This window comes from Pseudomonas sp. NFPP12, from assembly GCF_900103205.1.
Classification (GTDB): Bacteria; Pseudomonadota; Gammaproteobacteria; order Pseudomonadales; family Pseudomonadaceae; genus Aquipseudomonas; species Aquipseudomonas protegens.
In genome coordinates this window covers 317,450-334,468 of sequence record NZ_FMWW01000005.1, presented here as the reverse complement: position 1 = coordinate 334,468, position 17,019 = coordinate 317,450, and the positions used below count along the sequence as shown (strand labels likewise).

The 17,019-nt window shown below is 63.0% G+C and carries 19 protein-coding genes; 13 read left to right on the top strand and 6 right to left on the bottom strand.

Annotation, left to right across the window (positions count from 1 at the left end; genetic code table 11):
• Positions 1-2: 2 nt before the first annotated feature.
• Entirely contained in the window at positions 3-590 is a 588-nt protein-coding gene (locus BLS75_RS22680) for a DUF6436 domain-containing protein (protein ID WP_019093425.1), read from the bottom strand.
• A 110-nt stretch (positions 591-700) separates the two neighbouring features.
• Here BLS75_RS22680 and BLS75_RS22675 point away from each other — a divergent pair, with 110 nt between their 5' ends.
• A complete protein-coding gene (locus tag BLS75_RS22675; RefSeq protein ID WP_011064090.1) occupies positions 701-1,639 on the top strand; it encodes a phospholipase BipL in 939 nt (312 codons plus the stop codon).
• A 134-nt stretch (positions 1,640-1,773) separates the two neighbouring features.
• Here BLS75_RS22675 and BLS75_RS22670 read toward each other — a convergent pair whose 3' ends face one another.
• Entirely contained in the window at positions 1,774-2,526 is a 753-nt protein-coding gene (locus tag BLS75_RS22670) for a DUF2059 domain-containing protein (RefSeq protein WP_072451825.1), read from the bottom strand.
• A gap of 161 nt (positions 2,527-2,687) precedes the next feature.
• Here BLS75_RS22670 and BLS75_RS22665 point away from each other — a divergent pair, with 161 nt between their 5' ends.
• Together BLS75_RS22665 and BLS75_RS22660 are read left to right on the top strand one after the other, a co-directional pair.
• Entirely contained in the window at positions 2,688-3,320 is a 633-nt protein-coding gene (locus BLS75_RS22665; RefSeq protein WP_011064088.1) for a 2OG-Fe(II) oxygenase, read from the top strand.
• Positions 3,321-3,322: 2 nt separating this feature from the next.
• On the top strand, positions 3,323-3,811 hold the full coding sequence (locus tag BLS75_RS22660) for a 2-thiouracil desulfurase family protein (RefSeq protein ID WP_011064087.1): 489 nt from the start codon (positions 3,323-3,325) through the stop codon (positions 3,809-3,811).
• Positions 3,812-3,959: 148 nt separating this feature from the next.
• Here the strand turns inward: BLS75_RS22660 and BLS75_RS22655 are convergent, their stop codons facing one another.
• Complete coding sequence (locus tag BLS75_RS22655) at positions 3,960-4,745, bottom strand: transporter substrate-binding domain-containing protein (RefSeq protein ID WP_011064086.1); 786 nt, start codon at positions 4,743-4,745, stop codon at positions 3,960-3,962.
• A 132-nt stretch (positions 4,746-4,877) separates the two neighbouring features.
• On the opposite strand from BLS75_RS22655, the gene BLS75_RS22650 reads away from it, so the two are divergent.
• Positions 4,878-5,315 (top strand): DUF4399 domain-containing protein, encoded by a 438-nt coding sequence (locus BLS75_RS22650; RefSeq protein ID WP_011064085.1) that lies wholly within the window; start codon positions 4,878-4,880, stop codon positions 5,313-5,315.
• A gap of 60 nt (positions 5,316-5,375) precedes the next feature.
• Here BLS75_RS22650 and serA read toward each other — a convergent pair whose 3' ends face one another.
• Positions 5,376-6,605: a phosphoglycerate dehydrogenase gene (gene serA, locus BLS75_RS22645; protein WP_011064084.1), complete on the bottom strand. Its 1,230-nt coding sequence runs from the start codon at positions 6,603-6,605 to the stop codon at positions 5,376-5,378.
• A gap of 204 nt (positions 6,606-6,809) precedes the next feature.
• Here serA and BLS75_RS22640 point away from each other — a divergent pair, with 204 nt between their 5' ends.
• The 4 genes from BLS75_RS22640 (at position 6,810) to BLS75_RS22625 (ending at position 11,012) form a co-directional block, all read left to right on the top strand.
• A complete protein-coding gene (locus BLS75_RS22640) occupies positions 6,810-8,204 on the top strand; it encodes an FAD-binding oxidoreductase (protein ID WP_019093428.1) in 1,395 nt (464 codons plus the stop codon).
• Between the two features lie 43 nt (positions 8,205-8,247).
• Positions 8,248-8,913 (top strand): fumarylacetoacetate hydrolase family protein, encoded by a 666-nt coding sequence (locus BLS75_RS22635; protein WP_072451824.1) that lies wholly within the window; start codon positions 8,248-8,250, stop codon positions 8,911-8,913.
• 165 nt (positions 8,914-9,078) lie between these two features.
• A complete protein-coding gene (locus BLS75_RS22630; RefSeq protein ID WP_072451823.1) occupies positions 9,079-10,005 on the top strand; it encodes an SdiA-regulated domain-containing protein in 927 nt (308 codons plus the stop codon).
• Between the two features lie 101 nt (positions 10,006-10,106).
• Positions 10,107-11,012 carry an SdiA-regulated domain-containing protein gene (locus BLS75_RS22625; RefSeq protein ID WP_015637404.1) on the top strand — a complete coding sequence of 302 codons (906 nt, stop codon included), beginning with the start codon at positions 10,107-10,109 and terminating at the stop codon, positions 11,010-11,012.
• 72 nt (positions 11,013-11,084) lie between these two features.
• On the opposite strand, the gene rpiA is transcribed toward BLS75_RS22625, so the two are convergent.
• Positions 11,085-11,756, bottom strand: a complete 672-nt coding sequence (gene rpiA / locus BLS75_RS22620; protein WP_016963479.1) for a ribose-5-phosphate isomerase RpiA — start codon at positions 11,754-11,756, stop codon at positions 11,085-11,087.
• Between the two features lie 202 nt (positions 11,757-11,958).
• Between rpiA and ilvA the strand changes: the two genes are divergently transcribed.
• The 4 genes from ilvA to BLS75_RS22600 are packed head-to-tail and all read left to right on the top strand — an operon-like array spanning position 11,959 to position 15,678.
• Entirely contained in the window at positions 11,959-13,473 is a 1,515-nt protein-coding gene (ilvA, locus tag BLS75_RS22615; protein ID WP_072451822.1) for a threonine ammonia-lyase, biosynthetic, read from the top strand.
• Between the two features lie 40 nt (positions 13,474-13,513).
• Entirely contained in the window at positions 13,514-13,942 is a 429-nt protein-coding gene (locus tag BLS75_RS22610; RefSeq protein WP_011064077.1) for a DUF2269 family protein, read from the top strand.
• 15 nt (positions 13,943-13,957) lie between these two features.
• Entirely contained in the window at positions 13,958-15,214 is a 1,257-nt protein-coding gene (locus tag BLS75_RS22605; protein WP_072451821.1) for an SDR family oxidoreductase, read from the top strand.
• A complete protein-coding gene (locus tag BLS75_RS22600; RefSeq protein WP_011064075.1) occupies positions 15,211-15,678 on the top strand; it encodes a DUF2269 family protein in 468 nt (155 codons plus the stop codon). Before BLS75_RS22605 ends, BLS75_RS22600 begins: the two co-directional genes overlap by 4 nt.
• A gap of 50 nt (positions 15,679-15,728) precedes the next feature.
• Here the strand turns inward: BLS75_RS22600 and BLS75_RS22595 are convergent, their stop codons facing one another.
• Positions 15,729-16,385 (bottom strand): histidinol-phosphatase, encoded by a 657-nt coding sequence (locus tag BLS75_RS22595; RefSeq protein WP_019093432.1) that lies wholly within the window; start codon positions 16,383-16,385, stop codon positions 15,729-15,731.
• Positions 16,386-16,529: 144 nt separating this feature from the next.
• Between BLS75_RS22595 and BLS75_RS22590 the strand changes: the two genes are divergently transcribed.
• Complete coding sequence (locus BLS75_RS22590; protein ID WP_011064073.1) at positions 16,530-17,009, top strand: RNA pyrophosphohydrolase; 480 nt, start codon at positions 16,530-16,532, stop codon at positions 17,007-17,009.
• The last annotated feature ends 10 nt before the right edge of the window (positions 17,010-17,019 follow it).

Sequence of the window (17,019 nt, the reverse complement as noted above, 5' to 3'; positions counted from 1 at the left end):
GATTAGTCGCGAATGCCTTGTTCGGCCGGCCAGGGGCAGTAGCAGCCGATGGCCAGGGTGTGGGTGGCGCTGACCGGGCGATTGTCCTCAAGGGCCTGGAGGATGGGCTCGATGAAGCTGTTGCTGGAATTGCAGGTCAGGCCTTCGCTGTAGGGGCCGAAGTAGGCCAGCTTGCCGTTGCGGTCCCAGATCGCCACTGCCGGGCTGGCGGGGATCTGTTCCGCTCCGGGCAGGCTGTCGAGGTGCTTCAGGCGGCTCAGGGTGGCGGGTAGCTGGCCATGGCTGCCGGGCTTCTGTACGGCATAGAACTCCACGCCCCGCGGGCCATAGGTTTCGATCAGCTCGGCCAGGTGCTGCTGGTTACCGACATTGCAGGGGCAGGCCGGGTCCCAGAAATGCACCAGGCGGATCGCCCCGGGGCCGGCCAGTTCGGCGGGCAGTTGCAACGGGTCGCCGGAGAACATCGCGGTGTGCTCGCTGAACGCCCGCAGATAGCGGCCCTGGAACCATTCGTAGGCGTTCCACAGCACCACGGCGCAGATCAGGACGAGCAGGCTGGCAAGCAGGGGCGTGCGGTAAGACTGGCGCATTAAGATCGGTCCTCGAAGGTCGCGTAGCTTGCCATGCTTGCCGCGACAGATGAATATCGCAGGCCCAGAAAGCCCGTTTTGTCGCCGGTACCCCCGCTTTGGAATTCTCTATGCCCGCCACTTTCGACCCCGACCACCTGCGTGCCAGCCTGCAACCTCTGGTCGCCGGGCAGCCTTTGTCGGTGGAGGGGCAGGCCTACCAGCGCTTCTATGGGCTGGATTTCGCCGGGCGGGCGCTGGTGCCGCGCAGCCGCCTGGGGCGTTTCCAGGTGGACGGCTACGACGTGGTGAGCCAGGTCTGGTGGCCGGAGCAGCCACGGGCCACGCTGTTTCTGTTCCACGGCTTCTATGACCACATGGGCTTGTACCGGCATGTGATCGAGTGGGCGCTGCAACGGCGTTTCGTGGTGATTTCCTGCGACCTGCCCGGGCACGGCCTTACCAGTGGCGAGCGGGCCAGTATCGATGATTTCGCGGTGTACCAGCGGGTGCTGCAAGGCCTGTTCGCCGAGGCCCGGTCCCTGGAACTCCCCGAGCCCTGGCACCTGTTCGGGCAAAGCACCGGCGGCGCGATCATCATGGACCACCTGCTCAACCAGGGCGCCGAGAGCCCGGCCCAGGGCCAGGTGATGCTGCTCTCGCCGCTGGTGCGGCCGCGGGCCTGGGGCTGGTCGATGCTCAGTTATTACGCGCTGCGGCCCTTCGTCACCGGCATTGCCCGGCGCTTCAGCGAAAACTCCAACGACCCGGATTTCCTCGCGTTCCTGCAGGTCGACCCGTTGCAGCCGCAACGCTTGCCGACGGCCTGGGTGGGAGCGCTGTCGCGCTGGATCAAGCGCCTGGAGGCGGCGCCCCGCAGCTCCAGGCAGCCGTTGATCGTTCAGGGGGATGCGGACATGACCGTGGACTGGCAGCACAATCTGCAGGTGATTCGCGGCAAGTTCGCCGCGCCCGAGCTGTTGATGCTGCCCGATGCGCGGCACCACCTGGCCAATGAAATCCCGTTGTATCGCGATCAGTACTTCGCCTTTCTGACCCAGCACCTCTAGAGATTGGTGCAGCCGCTGCCGCAGGCTGCGAACGGCCCGAAGGGACGCAAGAGCCCAAGGCTACTGCAGGCTCGTCAGGCGATTGCCAGGCAAGGGCCTGTGGGCTCGGCAGCGGTCACAGGCGAGTTGCCGGGTCAGGGGGCGAGGCTGGAAGTGCTCTGGCCGACCGCCAGGCCGGCGCGAATCGCCGCCAGGGCGGCCTGGTAGTAGGCCTTGCCTTCGCTGGATTCGGCGAAGGTGGCGAACTCTTCCAGCTCCGTGTCGGACAGATCCCGATAGACGTACAGCAAGGTGTTGTTCAGGTCGTTGCCGATCTGCTGCATCAGCCGCTGGCGCTGGCCGTTGAGCATGCCCTGGGCCTGGCCGCCCCCCAGCAGGCCGGGAATCATCTGGCTCAGGCTGTCGGCAGCGACACCGGCAATCGCCAGGCTCACCTCTGCACCCGCTTCCCGGGCCGGCAGGGCCTGGGCCAGGTGGCCGATGATCAATTGGCGGTTGTCGCTGGCCTGCATCTTCGGCAGGCCCTGGGCGTTCTTGGCCAATTGGTCGCGGCGAGTCGCCAGCAGTTCGGCGGCGACGATCTTGCGGCCCAGGGGCGACTGGAAGAAGGCCAGGGCCGGTGCGGGGTCCGCCAGGTTCTGCCGCAGTTGGGCCTCGGCGCGACGGTCCACGGCCTGAGGTGCGAAGCGCTGGTTGCTGTTGTCCACCAGGGCTTGATAGACCGCCGGCGGCAGGCTGCTCTGGTAGCGCTGCTGGGCGGCGCTGAGGGCATCGTTGAAATGCGCGCGCTGTTGCGCCCAACCGGCGACCTGGTACAACTGGTCGTGGCTGTCTGCCCAGGCAGGCAAGGCGCAGAGGATCAACAGTGAGAAAAGCAAACGGCGCATAAGGACTCCTGTCAGCAGGCGACTATTCTCCGGGGCAAGAGGGTGGTTGTCGAGAATTCGTATCAGCATCCCTCGGCAAACCGATGATGTGTAAGCCCATTGAAAAAAATGCTTCATCCTCCGCTCTGCGGCTCTGTCAGATTTTTCTGAGGCTGGATACTATGCGCGCCATGCAAATACCCTCTGATCATCCGCTGTTGTTGAACATTGTCGACGACCTGGCCGCCTGTGGCTGGTCGCAGCAAAATGTCTTCCTGTCCGAGGCTCTGACCCTCGAACTGGCGGCTGAGTGCCGTAAACGTGCGGCTGAAGGTGAACTGGCGCCGGCGGCGGTAGGACGCGGGCCGGCCCAGGAGATCCGCGAGGGTATTCGCGGCGACCATATCCAGTGGCTCGAACCCGGTCAGGCCCAGGCCTGCGATAGCTACCTGGAACTGATGGACAGCCTGCGCGAGGCTCTGAACCGAGGCCTGTTCCTCGGGCTTGAAGATTTCGAATGCCATTTCGCGATGTACCCGCCGGGAGCCTTCTACAAGCGCCACGTGGATCGCTTTCGCGATGACGACCGGCGCATGGTCTCGGCGGTGGTCTACCTCAATGAGGAGTGGCTGCCCGAGCAGGGCGGGCAATTGCGCATGTACCTCAATGACCGGGGGCAATACGATGTAGTCCCTGTCGGGGGGCGGCTGGTGGTGTTTCTTTCCGGCGAAGTCCCCCATGAAGTCATGCCTGCGACCCGGGAACGCCTGTCCCTGACCGGCTGGTTCCGGCGCCGTGGTAACGAGCCGTTCTGAATATGCACAAGATCCTGGTCAGCCGCTGCCTGTTGGGCCACCGCGTACGCTACGACGGCGGTGCCAGCGGCCCGTTCGATCAACTGGCCGCCTGGCAGCAAGAGGGACGAGTGGTTGCCCTGTGTCCGGAGGTTGCTGGTGGTTTGCCCACGCCACGGGCGCCAGCGGAGATCCCCGGCGGGCAGGGTGTCGATGTGCTTGAGGGCCGGGCACCGGTGATGACCTGCGAAGGTGAAGATGTCAGTGCCCAGTTCCTGGCTGGCGCCCGCCAGGCCCTGGAGCTGGTGGAAAAGCACCGGATCCGTGTTGCCGTGCTCAAGGCCCACAGCCCATCCTGTGGCAACCTGCTGACCTATGACGGCAGCTTCAGCGGGGTCAAGGTTTCGGGGGAGGGCGTCACCGCCGCGTTGCTCAAGCAGCACGGGGTGCAAGTCTTCAGCGAGCTGCAACTGCCCGAGGCCGCCAGCGCCCTGGCTGCATTGTCCTCGTAGCCGCTGCCGAGCTTTAGCGAGGCTGAGAAAAGGCCCTAAGGGCCTTGCTTGACGGTTTCCGCCGACCTCTGGCGGCCATGAAGCCCCTGCGTCCCTTCGGTCCGTTCGCAGGCTGCGGCTACAGGTCAATCCAGGCAGCTTGTGTCGTTTACTGCCCGGCTTCGGCCTTCGGCGGTTTGCTCGCGTCCATGCCGAACCATTTCTCCGACAGGGCCATCAGGCGCCCGTCGGCCTTGATCCGCTGCAAGGCGCTGTCCAGGCTCGCGCGAAACGCCGGGTTACCTTTCTGGAAGGGGATCGCCAGGCTCAGGGTCGGTCCGACCTTGGCGCCTTCTTTCACCGGCAGGCGGCTGTCGCGAATGGCGTAGGGAATCAGCAGGCGATCGCTGATGGCGGCGTCGATCTGCTTGTCCGCCACGTCCTTGATCGGCTGCTGGGCATCGGCGTAGCTGCGCAGGTTGATCCCTTCCACAGTCCGCGCCTGATCGACGAACTGGCTGCCCTGGGCCACCCCCAGCGCCTGGCCGCGCAGGGCCTGCAGGGAAAACAGCGGACGCTGCTCTTCCTTGCGCACAATCAACTGCGCACTGGAATAGCTGTAGGGTTCGCTGAAATCGAAACGATCCTTGAGTTCCGGGGTCATTGCTATGTGGTTGATCGCCACGTCGAACTTGCCGCTTTCCACTCCCGGGAGCAGTTCGGCGGCCTCGGTCACCACGAAGTCCGCGCGTACGTCCAGTTCACTGGCCAGCAGTTGCCCCAACTCCACCTCGAAACCGGTGAGTTTGCCGTCGTCCTTGAAATTGAAGGGCGGCGTATCGGCTTCCAGGGCGATGCGCAGCTCGCCGCGGTCATTGATATCGTCCATCAGTTCGGCTTGAGCGCAAGTGCTCGCAAGGGGCAGCAAAAGTAACAGGCCAGGCAGGAAACGCATGGTCACTCCTTGAATTTATATGAGCGATGCGCCGTTCAGGCTCGCTTTGCTAAGGTGTTGAGTGCCTTCGACAACGAATTGCCACGAAGTTGTCATAACCGTAAAAGATTTGCGGAAAAACTGGAGAAGATAATGAAAATTTTTATGTCGCGTGCTGCTTTGGCCGGTCTGTTGCTGGGAACCTCGATGCTGGCCGGTGCAGCGGAAATTCCGCGTACCGAGGCACCTGCCGGCGCCAAGGTGACTATCGTTTCCCCGGCCGACGGGGCCACCGTGGACAAGACCTTCAAGGTCAAGTTCGGCGTTGAAGGCATCGCCCTGGCTCCGGCGGGCGATCAGACCGCCAACACCGGCCACCATCACCTGCTGATCGATGTCGATCAGTTGCCTGCCGAGAACCTGCCGATCCCGATGGACGCCAACCACCTGCACTTCGGCAAGGCCCAGACCGAAACCGAAGTGACCCTGACACCCGGCAAGCACACCCTGCAACTGGAACTGGGGGACAAGAACCACGTGCCTTTCAACCCGGTGATCGTTTCCAAGAAAATCACAGTAACAGTGAAATAATCGTAAACACGATAAAAAAGGGAGCCCAGTGGGCTCCCTTTTTTGTGCCGCGGTCGAGGCTTAGAACAGCACGCGGCAACGGATGGTGCCGTTGATGTGCTGCAGCTTCTCTTGCGCCAGGTCCGAGTACTCGGCGTCGACGTCGATCACCACGTAGCCGACCTTCTCGTTGGTCTGCAGGAACTGGCCGGAGATGTTGATGCCGTTTTCGGCGAAGACCTTGTTGATCTCGCTCATCACGCCCGGAATGTTCTCGTGGATGTGCAGCAGACGGTGCTTGCCCGGGTGGGCCGGCAGCGCCACTTCAGGGAAGTTGACCGAGGACACCGAGGTACCGTTGTCGCTGTACTTGACCAGTTTTTCTGCCACTTCCAGGCCGATGTTGGCCTGGGCTTCAGCGGTGGAACCGCCGATGTGCGGGGTCAGGATCACGTTGTCCAGGCCGCGCAGCGGGCTTTCGAACTCTTCGTCGTTGGAGCGCGGCTCCACCGGGAATACGTCGATGGCCGCGCCGATCAGGTGCTTGTCCTTGATCGCGTCCGCCAGGGCGTCCAGCTCGACCACGGTGCCGCGGGCGGCGTTGATCAGGATGCCGCCCTTCTTGATGGCGCGGATTTCCTTCTCGCCGATCATCCACTGGGTGGCCGCGGTTTCCGGCACGTGCAGGGTGACGATGTCGGACATGCCCAGCAGTTCGTGCAGGTTGCCCACCTGGGTGGCGTTGCCCAGTGGCAGCTTGGTCACGGTGTCGTAGAAAAACACCTGCATGCCCAGGCCTTCAGCCAGGACCGACAACTGCGTACCAATGGAGCCGTAGCCGACGATACCCAGCTTCTTGCCACGGATTTCGAAGGAGTTGGCCGCGCTCTTGATCCAGCCGCCACGGTGGCAGGAAGCGTTTTTCTCGGGGATGCCGCGCAGCAGCAGGATGGCCTCGGCCAGCACTAGCTCGGCAACCGAACGGGTGTTGGAGTACGGCGCGTTGAACACCGCGATGCCGCGCTCACGAGCGGCGGACAGGTCAACCTGGTTGGTGCCGATGCAGAAGCAGCCCACTGCGACCAGTTTCTTCGCGTGGTCGAAGATCTCTTCGGTCAGTTGAGTGCGGGAGCGAATGCCGATGAAGTGTGCATCGGCGATCTTTTCCTTGAGCTGGGCTTCCGGCAGAGAACCGGTGAGGTACTCGATGCTGGTGTAGCCGGCGGCCTTGAGGACGTCGACAGCGGATTGGTGGACGCCTTCGAGGAGAAGGAACTTGATCTTGCTCTTATCGAGAGAAGTCTTGCTCATCTGCGTAAACCTGTGTCCCGGAGAAAAATGGCAGGGAAGTGGACAGCTTGAGCTGACCTGGGCGGCACTGGGCCGACACCGCAGAAAGGCCCTTGGGCACTCTCCTGCGGGGGCGGTATGCTAGCATACGCGCCCCGCTAAACACTCATTCCTGCGACGTGAAGCGTTCTCAGGATGACCATGAATTGTTCGAGAGTTCTGTCGATGACCAATCCTGCCCTGATTGATGAGCTGAAGACCCTGGTTGAGCCTGGCAAGGTGCTGACCGACGCTGACTCCCTGAATGCTTATGGCAAGGATTGGACCAAGCATTTCGCCCCGGCCCCGACAGCCATTGTGTTTCCGAAAACCATCGAGCAGGTCCAGGCCATTGTGCGCTGGGCCAATCAGCACAAGGTTGCGCTGGTGCCTTCGGGCGGTCGCACCGGGCTTTCGGCGGCAGCGGTGGCAGCCAACGGCGAGGTGGTGGTGTCCTTCGACTATATGAACCAGATCCTCGACCTGAACCTGACCGACCGCACCGCAGTGTGCCAGCCGGGCGTGGTCACCGAGCAGTTGCAGAACCTGGCGCAAGAAAACGGCCTGTACTACCCGGTGGATTTCGCTTCTGCAGGTTCCAGCCAGATTGGCGGCAATATCGGTACCAATGCCGGCGGAATCAAGGTGATTCGCTACGGCATGACCCGCAATTGGGTGGCTGGCATGAAGGTGGTCACCGGCAAGGGCGACCTGCTGGAGCTGAACAAGGACCTGATCAAGAACGCCACCGGCTATGACTTGCGCCAGCTGTTCATCGGCGCCGAGGGCACCCTGGGCTTCGTGGTCGAGGCCACCATGCGCCTGGACCGGGCCCCGAAGAACCTCACGGCGATGGTCCTGGGCACCCCTGATTTCGACTCGATCATGCCCGTGTTGCACGCCTTCCAGGGCAAGCTGGATCTGACGGCCTTCGAGTTCTTCTCCGACAAGGCCCTGGCCAAGGTCCTGGCCCGTGGCGACGTACCGGCACCGTTCGAGTCCGACTGCCCGTTCTATGCGCTGCTGGAGTTCGAAGCCACCACCGAGGAAGTGGCCAACCACGCCCTGGAAACCTTCGAGCACTGTGTCGAGCAGGGCTGGGTGCTGGACGGCGTGATGAGCCAGAGCGAAACCCAGTTGCACAACCTGTGGAAGCTGCGCGAATACATTTCCGAGACCATTTCCCACTGGACGCCATACAAGAACGACATTTCGGTCACTGTGTCGAAAGTCCCGGCCTTCCTTCAGGAAATCGACGCCATCGTCGGCAAGCACTACCCGGACTTCGAAATCGTCTGGTTCGGCCACATCGGCGACGGCAACCTGCACCTGAACATCCTCAAGCCGGACAACCTGAGCAAGGACGAGTTCTTTGCCAAGTGCGCGACGGTCAACAAGTGGGTGTTCGAGACGGTCGAGAAGTACAACGGCTCGATTTCCGCGGAACACGGCGTGGGCATGACCAAGCGTGATTACCTGACCTACAGCCGCTCGCCGGTGGAGATCGAGTACATGAAGGCGGTCAAGGCCGCGTTCGACCCGAACGGCATCATGAACCCGGGCAAGATCTTCGCGATCTGAGGCCGGGTAGTGTCCAGATAACGCACACAAGCAGGAGTCGGTAATGAGCTATCAGCACCAGTATGTCGACGGTACCCGGATCCATTTTCCGGTGGGCAAGGTGGTGTGCATCGGTCGCAACTACGCCGAGCACGCCAAGGAGCTGGACAACCCGGTACCTACCGAACCCCTGTTGTTTATCAAGCCGGGCAGTTGTGTGGTGCCCCTGGAAGGTGGGTTCGCGATTCCCACCGAGCGTGGTTCGGTGCACTACGAAGCGGAAATCGCGGTGTTGATCGGCAAGCCGCTCTCCACCAAACCCGGCCGCGAAGAAGTGCTGGATGCCATTTCCGGCTTTGCCCCGGCACTGGACCTGACCCTGCGGGACAAGCAGGCCGAACTCAAAGCCAAGGGCCTGCCCTGGGAAATCGCCAAGTCGTTCGACGGCGCGGCGGTGATCGCGCCCTTTGTGGTGGGCAGTACCTTCGCCGACCTGACCGACATCGGCATCCGCCTGACCATCAACGGTGAAGTACGCCAGGACGGCAACAGCGCCATCATGCTCAACCCCATAGTGCCGATGATCCAGTACATGGCCGGTTGTTTCTCCCTGCAGGCCGGCGATGTGATCCTCACGGGCACGCCGGTCGGGGTTGGGCCGCTGAATGTCGGCGATGAGCTGGTGCTGGAGCTTCCCGGTGCCAGCCGTTTCACCAGCAGCGTCCGTTGATCCGAATCTTTCTGCGCTGGGCCCGGTAATCCTGGGCCCGGCGCAGAGAGATCAGCGGCTTTAACCGTTTTTTCACATTTTATCCCGGATAATTCCGAAGCTTATGGTTCGCGGATCTGAAATCCCTGTGCTACTACCTTTGGCCGCGTTTCTGGAATCTGTGTGATGGACGCCCACCCTCTACCTAAACCTCGTCTCATCCGCCGCTTGCGATTGCGCATGCGCTGGTATTCCTGGCTGCTGTTGGCGGGCGTGATCTGCTATGGCGTAGCCAGCCTCATGCATTGGGATGATCGTGGGGCTCTCTGGGTTCAGGAAGGTTTTGTCAGTACCGCCGAACGCAGCTCCAGTATCTGGCTGCCCAGCTACCGGGCAGTGATCGACGCCAAGGTCCTGCCAGGCATGGAGCGGGACGAAGCCTCCGATCTTTCCTATAACCCCCAGACCAAGACCTTGTTTTCGGTAATGGGCAAAAACCCATTCCTGGTGGAGCTGTCGCTGCAAGGCGACGTCCTGCGCAAGATGCCTCTGGTGGGCTGGAGCAACCCGGAAGGGGTTGCGGTCCTGGAGAATGGCCTGCTGGCGATTGTCGATGAGCGCGAGCATTCGCTGGTGATCGTCAAGGTTGATGCCAATACCCAGTCGCTGAATGTTGCGGACTTCCCCAAATACGACCTGGGCCCTTCGGCAGACCAGAACAAGGCGTTCGAAGCCATTGCCTGGAACCCGCGCAAGCAACAGTTGCTGCTGGGGGAGGAGCGCCCGCCGGCGTTGTTTACCTGGAGCAGCGACGGTAGCCAGGTACTCAAGGGCGACAAGCAGAAGCTGGCCAGCGACGAGCTCGACTTGCGCAACCTTTCGGCCCTGGGCATCGACCCGCGCACCGGCCATACCCTGGTGCTGTCGGCTGATTCCCATCTGCTGCTGGAGCTGGACGAGCAGGGCGAACAGGTCAGCTTCATGGCCCTGCTCGGTGGCTTCAATGGCCTGGAAAAAACCATTCCCCGGGCCGAAGGGGTGGCCATGGATGAGGCCGGCAACCTCTACATGGTCAGCGAGCCCAACCTGTTCTATCGCTTCGAAAAGCAGTGAGCCCTAGCCTGGCACTCGAGCCGGGCCATTCAGGGCATTAAGCTTTAATTCAGGCGGCTGTGATATTTCATCAGCCTGTCCTGATTTCGAGCCTGCCCGCCATGTATCGCCTCACCCGCCTGCAACCCCTTTACCTGATCCTCTGCCTGATGGCCGTGCTGCTGGCGGTGTTTGTCCATAACCACAGGTTGTGGCAGCGCGCCTGGTTCGACTGGCAATCCTACTGGCAGGTGGCGGCCCCCCAATCCCTGGGGCTGGGCGATTACCGGGTCGTGCTGGAGGCGCAGCCCATCGAGGGCCTGGATGAGGTCTCGGCGCTGACCTACGATCCGCTGCGCAATAGCCTGTTCACCGTGACCAACAAGAATTCCGAACTGATCGAGCTGTCCCTGGACGGGCAGATCCTGCGCCGCATCGCTCTGGTGGGCTTTGGCGATCCGGAAGCGGTGGAGTTCATCAGTGCCAATACCTACGTGATCAGCGACGAGCGCCAGCACCGGCTGATCAAGATCCAGCTGGACGATGAAACCACGGCGGTGGATGCGGCAGAAGCCGAGCAGATAACCCTGGGCGTGCACCTTGCCGGCAACAAAGGCTTTGAGGGGCTGGCCTACGACTCCCAGGGCAAGCGCCTGTTCGTCGCCAAGGAGCGCGACCCGATGCTGATCTACGAAGTGCAGGGCTTCCCCCATCAAGATCCGGAGCAGTCCTACGGGATGCATGTGGTGAACAACCCCAAGCGCGATGCTGGTCTGTTCGTGCGTGATCTATCCAGCCTGCAATACGACGAGCGCAGTGGCCACCTGCTGGCACTGTCGGACGAGTCGCGGCTGGTGGTGGAGCTGGATGTCGAGGGGCGCCCGCTGAGTACCCTGGCCCTGGGCAAGTGGCGCCAGGGCCTGAGCAAGGCAGTGCCTCAGGCGGAAGGGATGGCCATGGATGACGCCGGCACCCTGTACCTGGTGAGCGAACCGAACCTGTTCTACGTCTTCAAGAAACCGATGTAGGAGCCGGCTTGCCAGCGAAGAGGCCTTCAAAACCGCCTTCGCCCGCTCGCCGGCTCCAATCCGCAGGCCGGCTCAGGCCTTGAGGGTCTTCACCCCTTCGGCGGTACCCAGCAGCAGCACGTCGGCGGGGCGTGCAGCGAACAGGCCATTGGTGACCACGCCGACAATGGCATTGATCTGGCTTTCCAGTTCCACCGGATTGGTGATCTGCATGTTGTGCACATCGAGGATGATGTTGCCGTTGTCGGTGATCACGCCTTCGCGGTACACCGGGTCGCCGCCCAGTTTCACCAGTTCACGGGCCACGTGGCTGCGGGCCATGGGGATCACTTCCACGGGCAGCGGGAAGTTGCCCAGCACCGGCACCAGCTTGCTGGCGTCGGCGATGCAGATGAACGTCTTGGCCACGGCGGCGACGATCTTTTCCCGAGTCAGGGCGGCGCCGCCGCCCTTGATCAGGTTCAGGTGCTCGTCGCTTTCGTCGGCGCCGTCGATGTAGAACTCCAGGTCGCTCACGGTGTTGAGCTCGTAGACCGGAATCCCGTGGCCCTTGAGGCGCGCGGCGGTGGCTTCGGAGCTGGCCACGGCGCCGTCGAAGGCACCCTTGTGCAGGGCCAGGGCATCGATGAAGCAGTTGGCGGTGGAGCCGGTGCCGACCCCGACGATGCTCTTGTCATCGAGTTTCGGGAGGATAAGGTCGACGGCGGCCTGGGCAACGGCCTGTTTGAGTTGATCCTGGGTCATGCGGGCTCCGAAGCGGGCAAGGGGGGCACAAAGGCCGGCATTATAGGCGCCGCGGCAGATCAGGTCATTGCCCGTTTGGCTAATCGGCCGGGCTTCAGAGAAGGCGAGGGGGCGGCTAAAACCTCTGTATTCGTGTGGTCGCCCGGGCAAACGCTGGGTTAGACTCCCTGGCCCTGCCCAACCCGCTCAGTGATGCTTTCCGATGCTCGAACAGTACGTCAAGAAGATCCTCACCTCGCGCGTTTATGACGTTGCCGTAGAAACCCCATTGCAGACTGCCCGCCAGCTCTCCGAGCGGCTGGGCAATCAGATCTGGCTCAAGCGTGAAGACTTGCAGCCGGTGTTCTCGTTCAAGATCCGTGGTGCCTACAACAAGCTGACCCAGCTCAGCGATGCCGAGCGCGCCCGCGGCGTGGTCACTGCGTCGGCGGGCAACCACGCCCAGGGCCTGGCCCTGGCGGCCAAGGTGCTGGGGGTCAAGGCCACTATCGTGATGCCCAAGACCACCCCCGAGATCAAGGTCGAGGGCGTGCGCTCCCGTGGCGGCAAGGTGGTGCTGCACGGTGATACCTTCCCTGAAGCGCTGGCCTACTCCCTGAAGCTGGTGGACGAGAAGGGCTACGTCTACATCCATCCCTACGATGATCCGCACACCATTGCCGGGCAGGGCACGGTGGCCATGGAGATTCTGCGCCAGCACCCCGGCCCGCTGGATGCGATCTTCGTTCCGGTCGGCGGCGGCGGCCTGATCGCCGGTATCGCGGCCTATGTGAAGTACCTGCGCCCGCAGATCAAGGTCATCGGCGTCGAGCCGGACGACTCCAACTGCCTGCAGGCGGCCATGGCCGCCGGTGAGCGCGTGGTGCTGCCGACCGTGGGGATCTTCGCCGACGGCGTGGCGGTGGCGCAGATTGGCCAGCACACCTTCGACATCTGCAAGGATTATGTGGATGAAGTGATTACCGTCAGTACCGACGAGATCTGTGCGGCAATCAAGGATATCTACGACGATACCCGCTCGATCACCGAACCTGCCGGCGCCCTGGGCGTTGCCGGGATCAAGAAGTACGTCGAGCAGCGCGGTATCAGCGGGCAGACCCTGGTGGCCATCGACTCCGGGGCCAACGTCAACTTCGACCGCCTGCGCCACGTGGCCGAGCGCGCCGAACTGGGCGAAGGCCGCGAAGCCATCATCGCCGTGACCATCCCCGAGAAGCCCGGCAGCTTCAAGGCCTTCTGCGAGGCGGTGGGCAAGCGCCAGATCACCGAATTCAACTACCGCTACAACACCGGCAGCGAAGCGCACATCTTCGTTGGCGTGCAGACCCACCCGGAAAACGATCCGCGCAGCGCCCTGATCGCCAGCCTGACCGAGCAGGGCTTTCCGGTGATCGACCTGACCGACAACGAACTGGCCAAGCTGCACATCCGCTATATGGTCGGCGGCCATGCCGAGAAGGTCAGCGACGAAGTGGTGCTGCGTTTCGAGTTCCCGGAGCGTCCGGGGGCGCTGTTCAACTTCCTCAACAAGCTGGGCGGGCGCTGGAATATCTCGATGTTCCACTACCGCAACCATGGTGCGGCGGATGGCCGGGTAGTCGCCGGCCTGCAAGTGCCGGCCGATGAACGTCACCTGGTGCCCGCGGCGCTGGAGCAGATTGGCTATCCGTACTGGGATGAAAGCGACAACCCGGCCTACCAGCTGTTCCTCGGCTGAACGACTACGCTGAGGATCGGAGCCTTAAGGAAGCGAAAACATGGAAACACTGACCACGCTGAAGACGCTTCATGTACTGGCCACCGTGCTGCTATTGGGCAGTGCGCTGGGGCTGGCGATCTGGGTCTGGCGCCTGCGCCGCCAGGGGGATGCCACGGTTTATAGCCGGGTGCTGCACCGTCCGGGCCTGTTCGGCTGGCTGTTGCTGGCGCTGGGCATGCTGACATTGCCGTTCAGCGGTTGGTGGCTGGTGCATCTGGTGGGTTGGCCGCTGGGGCAGACCTGGGTCCTGGGTTCCAGTGTGCTCTATACCCTGGGGGCCCTGGCCTGGCTGTGGCTGATGGTGCGCCTCAACCGCCTGCGGGTGGCCAAGGTTGCCAGCGGCCTGGCGTTCACCCTGGTGCTGGCGGTGTTCAGCGCCGCATGTTTCGTGACCATTGCCGGTCTTATGGGCGCCAAGCCGGTCTAACTCTCAAGGATTGCCATGAAGGTCGTTCTGGTGGGGGCCACAGGGTTTGTCGGCCGTCATCTGCTGGCGGCATTGCACGCTGCCGGCCATCAGCTGATTGCCACCAGCCGTCGCCCGCAGCCCCAGGGGTTGCCCGGGGTGGAGTGGCGCCAGCTGGATCTCGATTGCCTGGGCCGCGAGCCCCAGCCCTTTGCCCTGCCTGCCGACACCGACCTGCTGATCAACGCCGCGGGGCTGTTGAGCACTGATGCGCGGGCGTTGAGCCTGACCCAGGACCTGGGTACCCGCGCGCTGTTCGATCTGGCGGCGGCCCGGGGCGTGCGGGTACTGCAGATTTCCGCATTGGGGGCCGGGATCCTGCCCCAGGTGCCGTTCCTTGCCAGCAAGGCGGCGGCGGATGATTACCTGCTGCAGTTGGGAGTACCGGCGGTGGTGCTGCGGCCCTCGCTGGTGCTCGGCGCTGGCGGTGCCAGCAGCGGCTGGCTGACGAGGCTGTCGCCCTGGCCGCTGATTCCCTTGCTGTCCGCCAAGGCGCAGATGCAGCCCTTGCATATAGAGGACTTGAGCGCCGCGGTGCTGGCGCTGCTCAGGCAGTGGCCGCAGGAATCCATGGTTCTGCCCCTGGTCGGCCCGGAACGCATGACCATGGCGCAACTGCTCGATCGCCTGCGGTCGGCCCAGGGCTGGGGCCCGGCGCGCTACTTCAAGCTGCCAGCGGTCTTGCTGCGGCTGGTGGCCGCTGCTGGCGATCGTCTGGGCTGGCGAGCCTTGAACCGGCAGAGCCTGGCCATGGCCCACCACGACAACCTGGCGGATCCGCAGGTGCTGGCCTCGGTCTGCGGGTATCACGCGGCGCCGCTGGCGGCCCGCTTGCAGGACTGGCCGCAGACGGCGCAAAGCACCCAACTGGCCCTGCGCCCGCTGTTGCTGGCAGTGATGGTGCTGATCTGGCTGGGTACCGCGCTGGTGTGCATCGGCCCGGGTTACGACTGGGGCCTGCGGATCATGGCCGAGGCTGGCGTGCAGGGCATCTGGGCGGCCCTGGCGGTGATCGGCGGTTCACTCTGTGATGCGCTGCTGGGTGTCGGCCTGCTGCTGCGGCGCTGGCGCCGGCGGGCCTTGCAAGCGCAGTTGGGGCTGATGCTCGGCTACACCCTGATCATCAGCCTGATCCTGCCGCACTTCTGGTTTGACCCTTATGCCGCCGTCGCCAAGAACCTGGTGCTGATGGTGGCGACCCTATGGCTGCTGTGGACCGAACCCCACCAATGAGCGCTTACCTGCTGTTGAAAACCCTGCATATCCTGTCCTCCACCGTGCTGTTCGGCCTCGGCGCGGGGTCGGCCTATTACGCCCTGCGGGCCTGGCGCAGTGGCCGGGTGGAAGTGATCGCCGTGACCTTCAAGCACCTGGTGTTCGCCGACTGGGCCTTTACCGCCACCACGGCGGTATTCCAGCCGTTGAGCGGGCTGGGGCTGGTGCACCTGGCAGGCTGGTCGCTGCAGCAGGCGTGGCTGATGTGGAGCCTGGGGCTGTATGTGGTGGCGGGGCTGTGCTGGCTGCCGGTGGTCTGGTTGCAGATCCGAGTGCACAAGATGGCCGAGCAGGCCCTGCAGGACGGGACACCGATGCCGCTGCGGGCAACCCTTTATATGCGCTGGTGGTTCGCCCTGGGCTGGCCGGCGTTCCTGGCCTTCATGGCGATTTTCTATCTGATGGTGGCCAAGCCGGCGTAGGTTTTTTCGCTGGCAAGCCAGCGCCTACAGCCGGCTCGCCGGCGAGCTTTCTAGTCGCGCAGGCTGATGACCTGCCAGCCACGTTTCTCGGCCTCGGCCCGCAGGTTCGGGTCCGGGTCAACGGCCACGGCGGTGGTCACTTGCTCCAGCAGGGGCAGGTCGTTCATCGAGTCGCTGTAGAAGTAGCTGTCTTCCAGGCTGTGGCCGGTCTCTTCCAGCCAGCGGTTGAGGCGGGTGACCTTGCCTTCACGGAAACACGGCACATCGGTACTGCGCCCGGTGTAGCGGCCATCCTGCATTTCGCATTCGGTGGCGATCAGGGTTTCCACGCCCAGGCGTTCGGCGATCGGCGCGGTCACGAAACGGTTGGTCGCGGTGATGATCACCAGCTTGTCGCCGGCAGCGCGATGCTTGTCCAGCAGGGCCTGGGCCTTGGGCAGGAGGATCGGCTCGATGCAGTCGCGCATGAAGTCGCGGTGCCACTCTTCGAGCACGGCCATGTCGGTGCGGCCGAGGATTTCCAGGCAGAAGTTCAGGTAGGCGGCATTGTCGAGCTTGCCGGCCAGGTAATCCTGATAGAACTCGTCGTTGCGGGTCTTGTAGGCGACGGCGTCGAGGAAGCCCCGCTCGCACAGATAGTCGCCCCAGGCGTGGTCGCTGTCGCCGCCCAAAAGCGTGTTGTCCAAGTCGAATAAAGCCAGGCGCATTGCAGTTACTCGCTGAAAAGTCGCGGAAAAAGGTGCCCAGAATACGGTCTTTTCACAAGAGTGCACATAAGGTAAGCAGCCTCGTTGCTGCATTCCCAAGCTTTGTGGAACAATGCGGCGACATGCGTTTGCGAGGTTGTAGCCGTGATCGACCCCGATGGTTTCCGCCCCAATGTCGGGATCATTCTGACCAATGATGCCGGACAGGTGCTATGGGCTCGCCGTATCAATCAAGATGCCTGGCAGTTTCCTCAAGGGGGAATCAACCCCGATGAGACGCCGGAAGACGCCTTGTATCGCGAGTTGAACGAAGAAGTGGGTCTGGAGCGCGAAGATGTGCAAATTCTCGCCTGCACCCGGGGCTGGTTGCGCTATCGTTTGCCGCAGCGTCTGGTCCGGACCCACAGCCAACCGCTGTGCATCGGCCAGAAGCAGAAATGGTTTCTCCTGCGCCTGATCTCCAACGAGCAGCGGGTGCGGATGGATTTGACCGGTAAACCGGAATTCGATGGCTGGCGCTGGGTCAGTTATTGGTATCCGTTGGGCCAGGTGGTGACATTCAAGCGCGAAGTGTATCGCCGCGCTCTCAAAGAGCTTGCCCCGCGCCTGCTAGTGCGCGACTGACGACGGAGTT

Bases quoted from the DNA above. Each gene is read 5' to 3' on its own strand.
- BLS75_RS22680 (WP_019093425.1), bottom strand. From the start codon at position 590: ATGCGCCAGTCTTACCGCACGCCCCTGCTTGCCAGCCTGCTCGTCCTG.
- BLS75_RS22675 (WP_011064090.1), top strand. From the start codon at position 701: ATGCCCGCCACTTTCGACCCCGACCACCTGCGTGCCAGCCTGCAACCT.
- BLS75_RS22670 (WP_072451825.1), bottom strand. From the start codon at position 2,526: ATGCGCCGTTTGCTTTTCTCACTGTTGATCCTCTGCGCCTTGCCTGCC.
- BLS75_RS22665 (WP_011064088.1), top strand. From the start codon at position 2,688: ATGCGCGCCATGCAAATACCCTCTGATCATCCGCTGTTGTTGAACATT.
- BLS75_RS22660 (WP_011064087.1), top strand. From the start codon at position 3,323: ATGCACAAGATCCTGGTCAGCCGCTGCCTGTTGGGCCACCGCGTACGC.
- BLS75_RS22655 (WP_011064086.1), bottom strand. From the start codon at position 4,745: ATGCGTTTCCTGCCTGGCCTGTTACTTTTGCTGCCCCTTGCGAGCACT.
- BLS75_RS22650 (WP_011064085.1), top strand. From the start codon at position 4,878: ATGAAAATTTTTATGTCGCGTGCTGCTTTGGCCGGTCTGTTGCTGGGA.
- serA (WP_011064084.1), bottom strand. From the start codon at position 6,605: ATGAGCAAGACTTCTCTCGATAAGAGCAAGATCAAGTTCCTTCTCCTC.
- BLS75_RS22640 (WP_019093428.1), top strand. From the start codon at position 6,810: ATGACCAATCCTGCCCTGATTGATGAGCTGAAGACCCTGGTTGAGCCT.
- BLS75_RS22635 (WP_072451824.1), top strand. From the start codon at position 8,248: ATGAGCTATCAGCACCAGTATGTCGACGGTACCCGGATCCATTTTCCG.
- BLS75_RS22630 (WP_072451823.1), top strand. From the start codon at position 9,079: ATGGACGCCCACCCTCTACCTAAACCTCGTCTCATCCGCCGCTTGCGA.
- BLS75_RS22625 (WP_015637404.1), top strand. From the start codon at position 10,107: ATGTATCGCCTCACCCGCCTGCAACCCCTTTACCTGATCCTCTGCCTG.
- rpiA (WP_016963479.1), bottom strand. From the start codon at position 11,756: ATGACCCAGGATCAACTCAAACAGGCCGTTGCCCAGGCCGCCGTCGAC.
- ilvA (WP_072451822.1), top strand. From the start codon at position 11,959: ATGCTCGAACAGTACGTCAAGAAGATCCTCACCTCGCGCGTTTATGAC.
- BLS75_RS22610 (WP_011064077.1), top strand. From the start codon at position 13,514: ATGGAAACACTGACCACGCTGAAGACGCTTCATGTACTGGCCACCGTG.
- BLS75_RS22605 (WP_072451821.1), top strand. From the start codon at position 13,958: ATGAAGGTCGTTCTGGTGGGGGCCACAGGGTTTGTCGGCCGTCATCTG.
- BLS75_RS22600 (WP_011064075.1), top strand. From the start codon at position 15,211: ATGAGCGCTTACCTGCTGTTGAAAACCCTGCATATCCTGTCCTCCACC.
- BLS75_RS22595 (WP_019093432.1), bottom strand. From the start codon at position 16,385: ATGCGCCTGGCTTTATTCGACTTGGACAACACGCTTTTGGGCGGCGAC.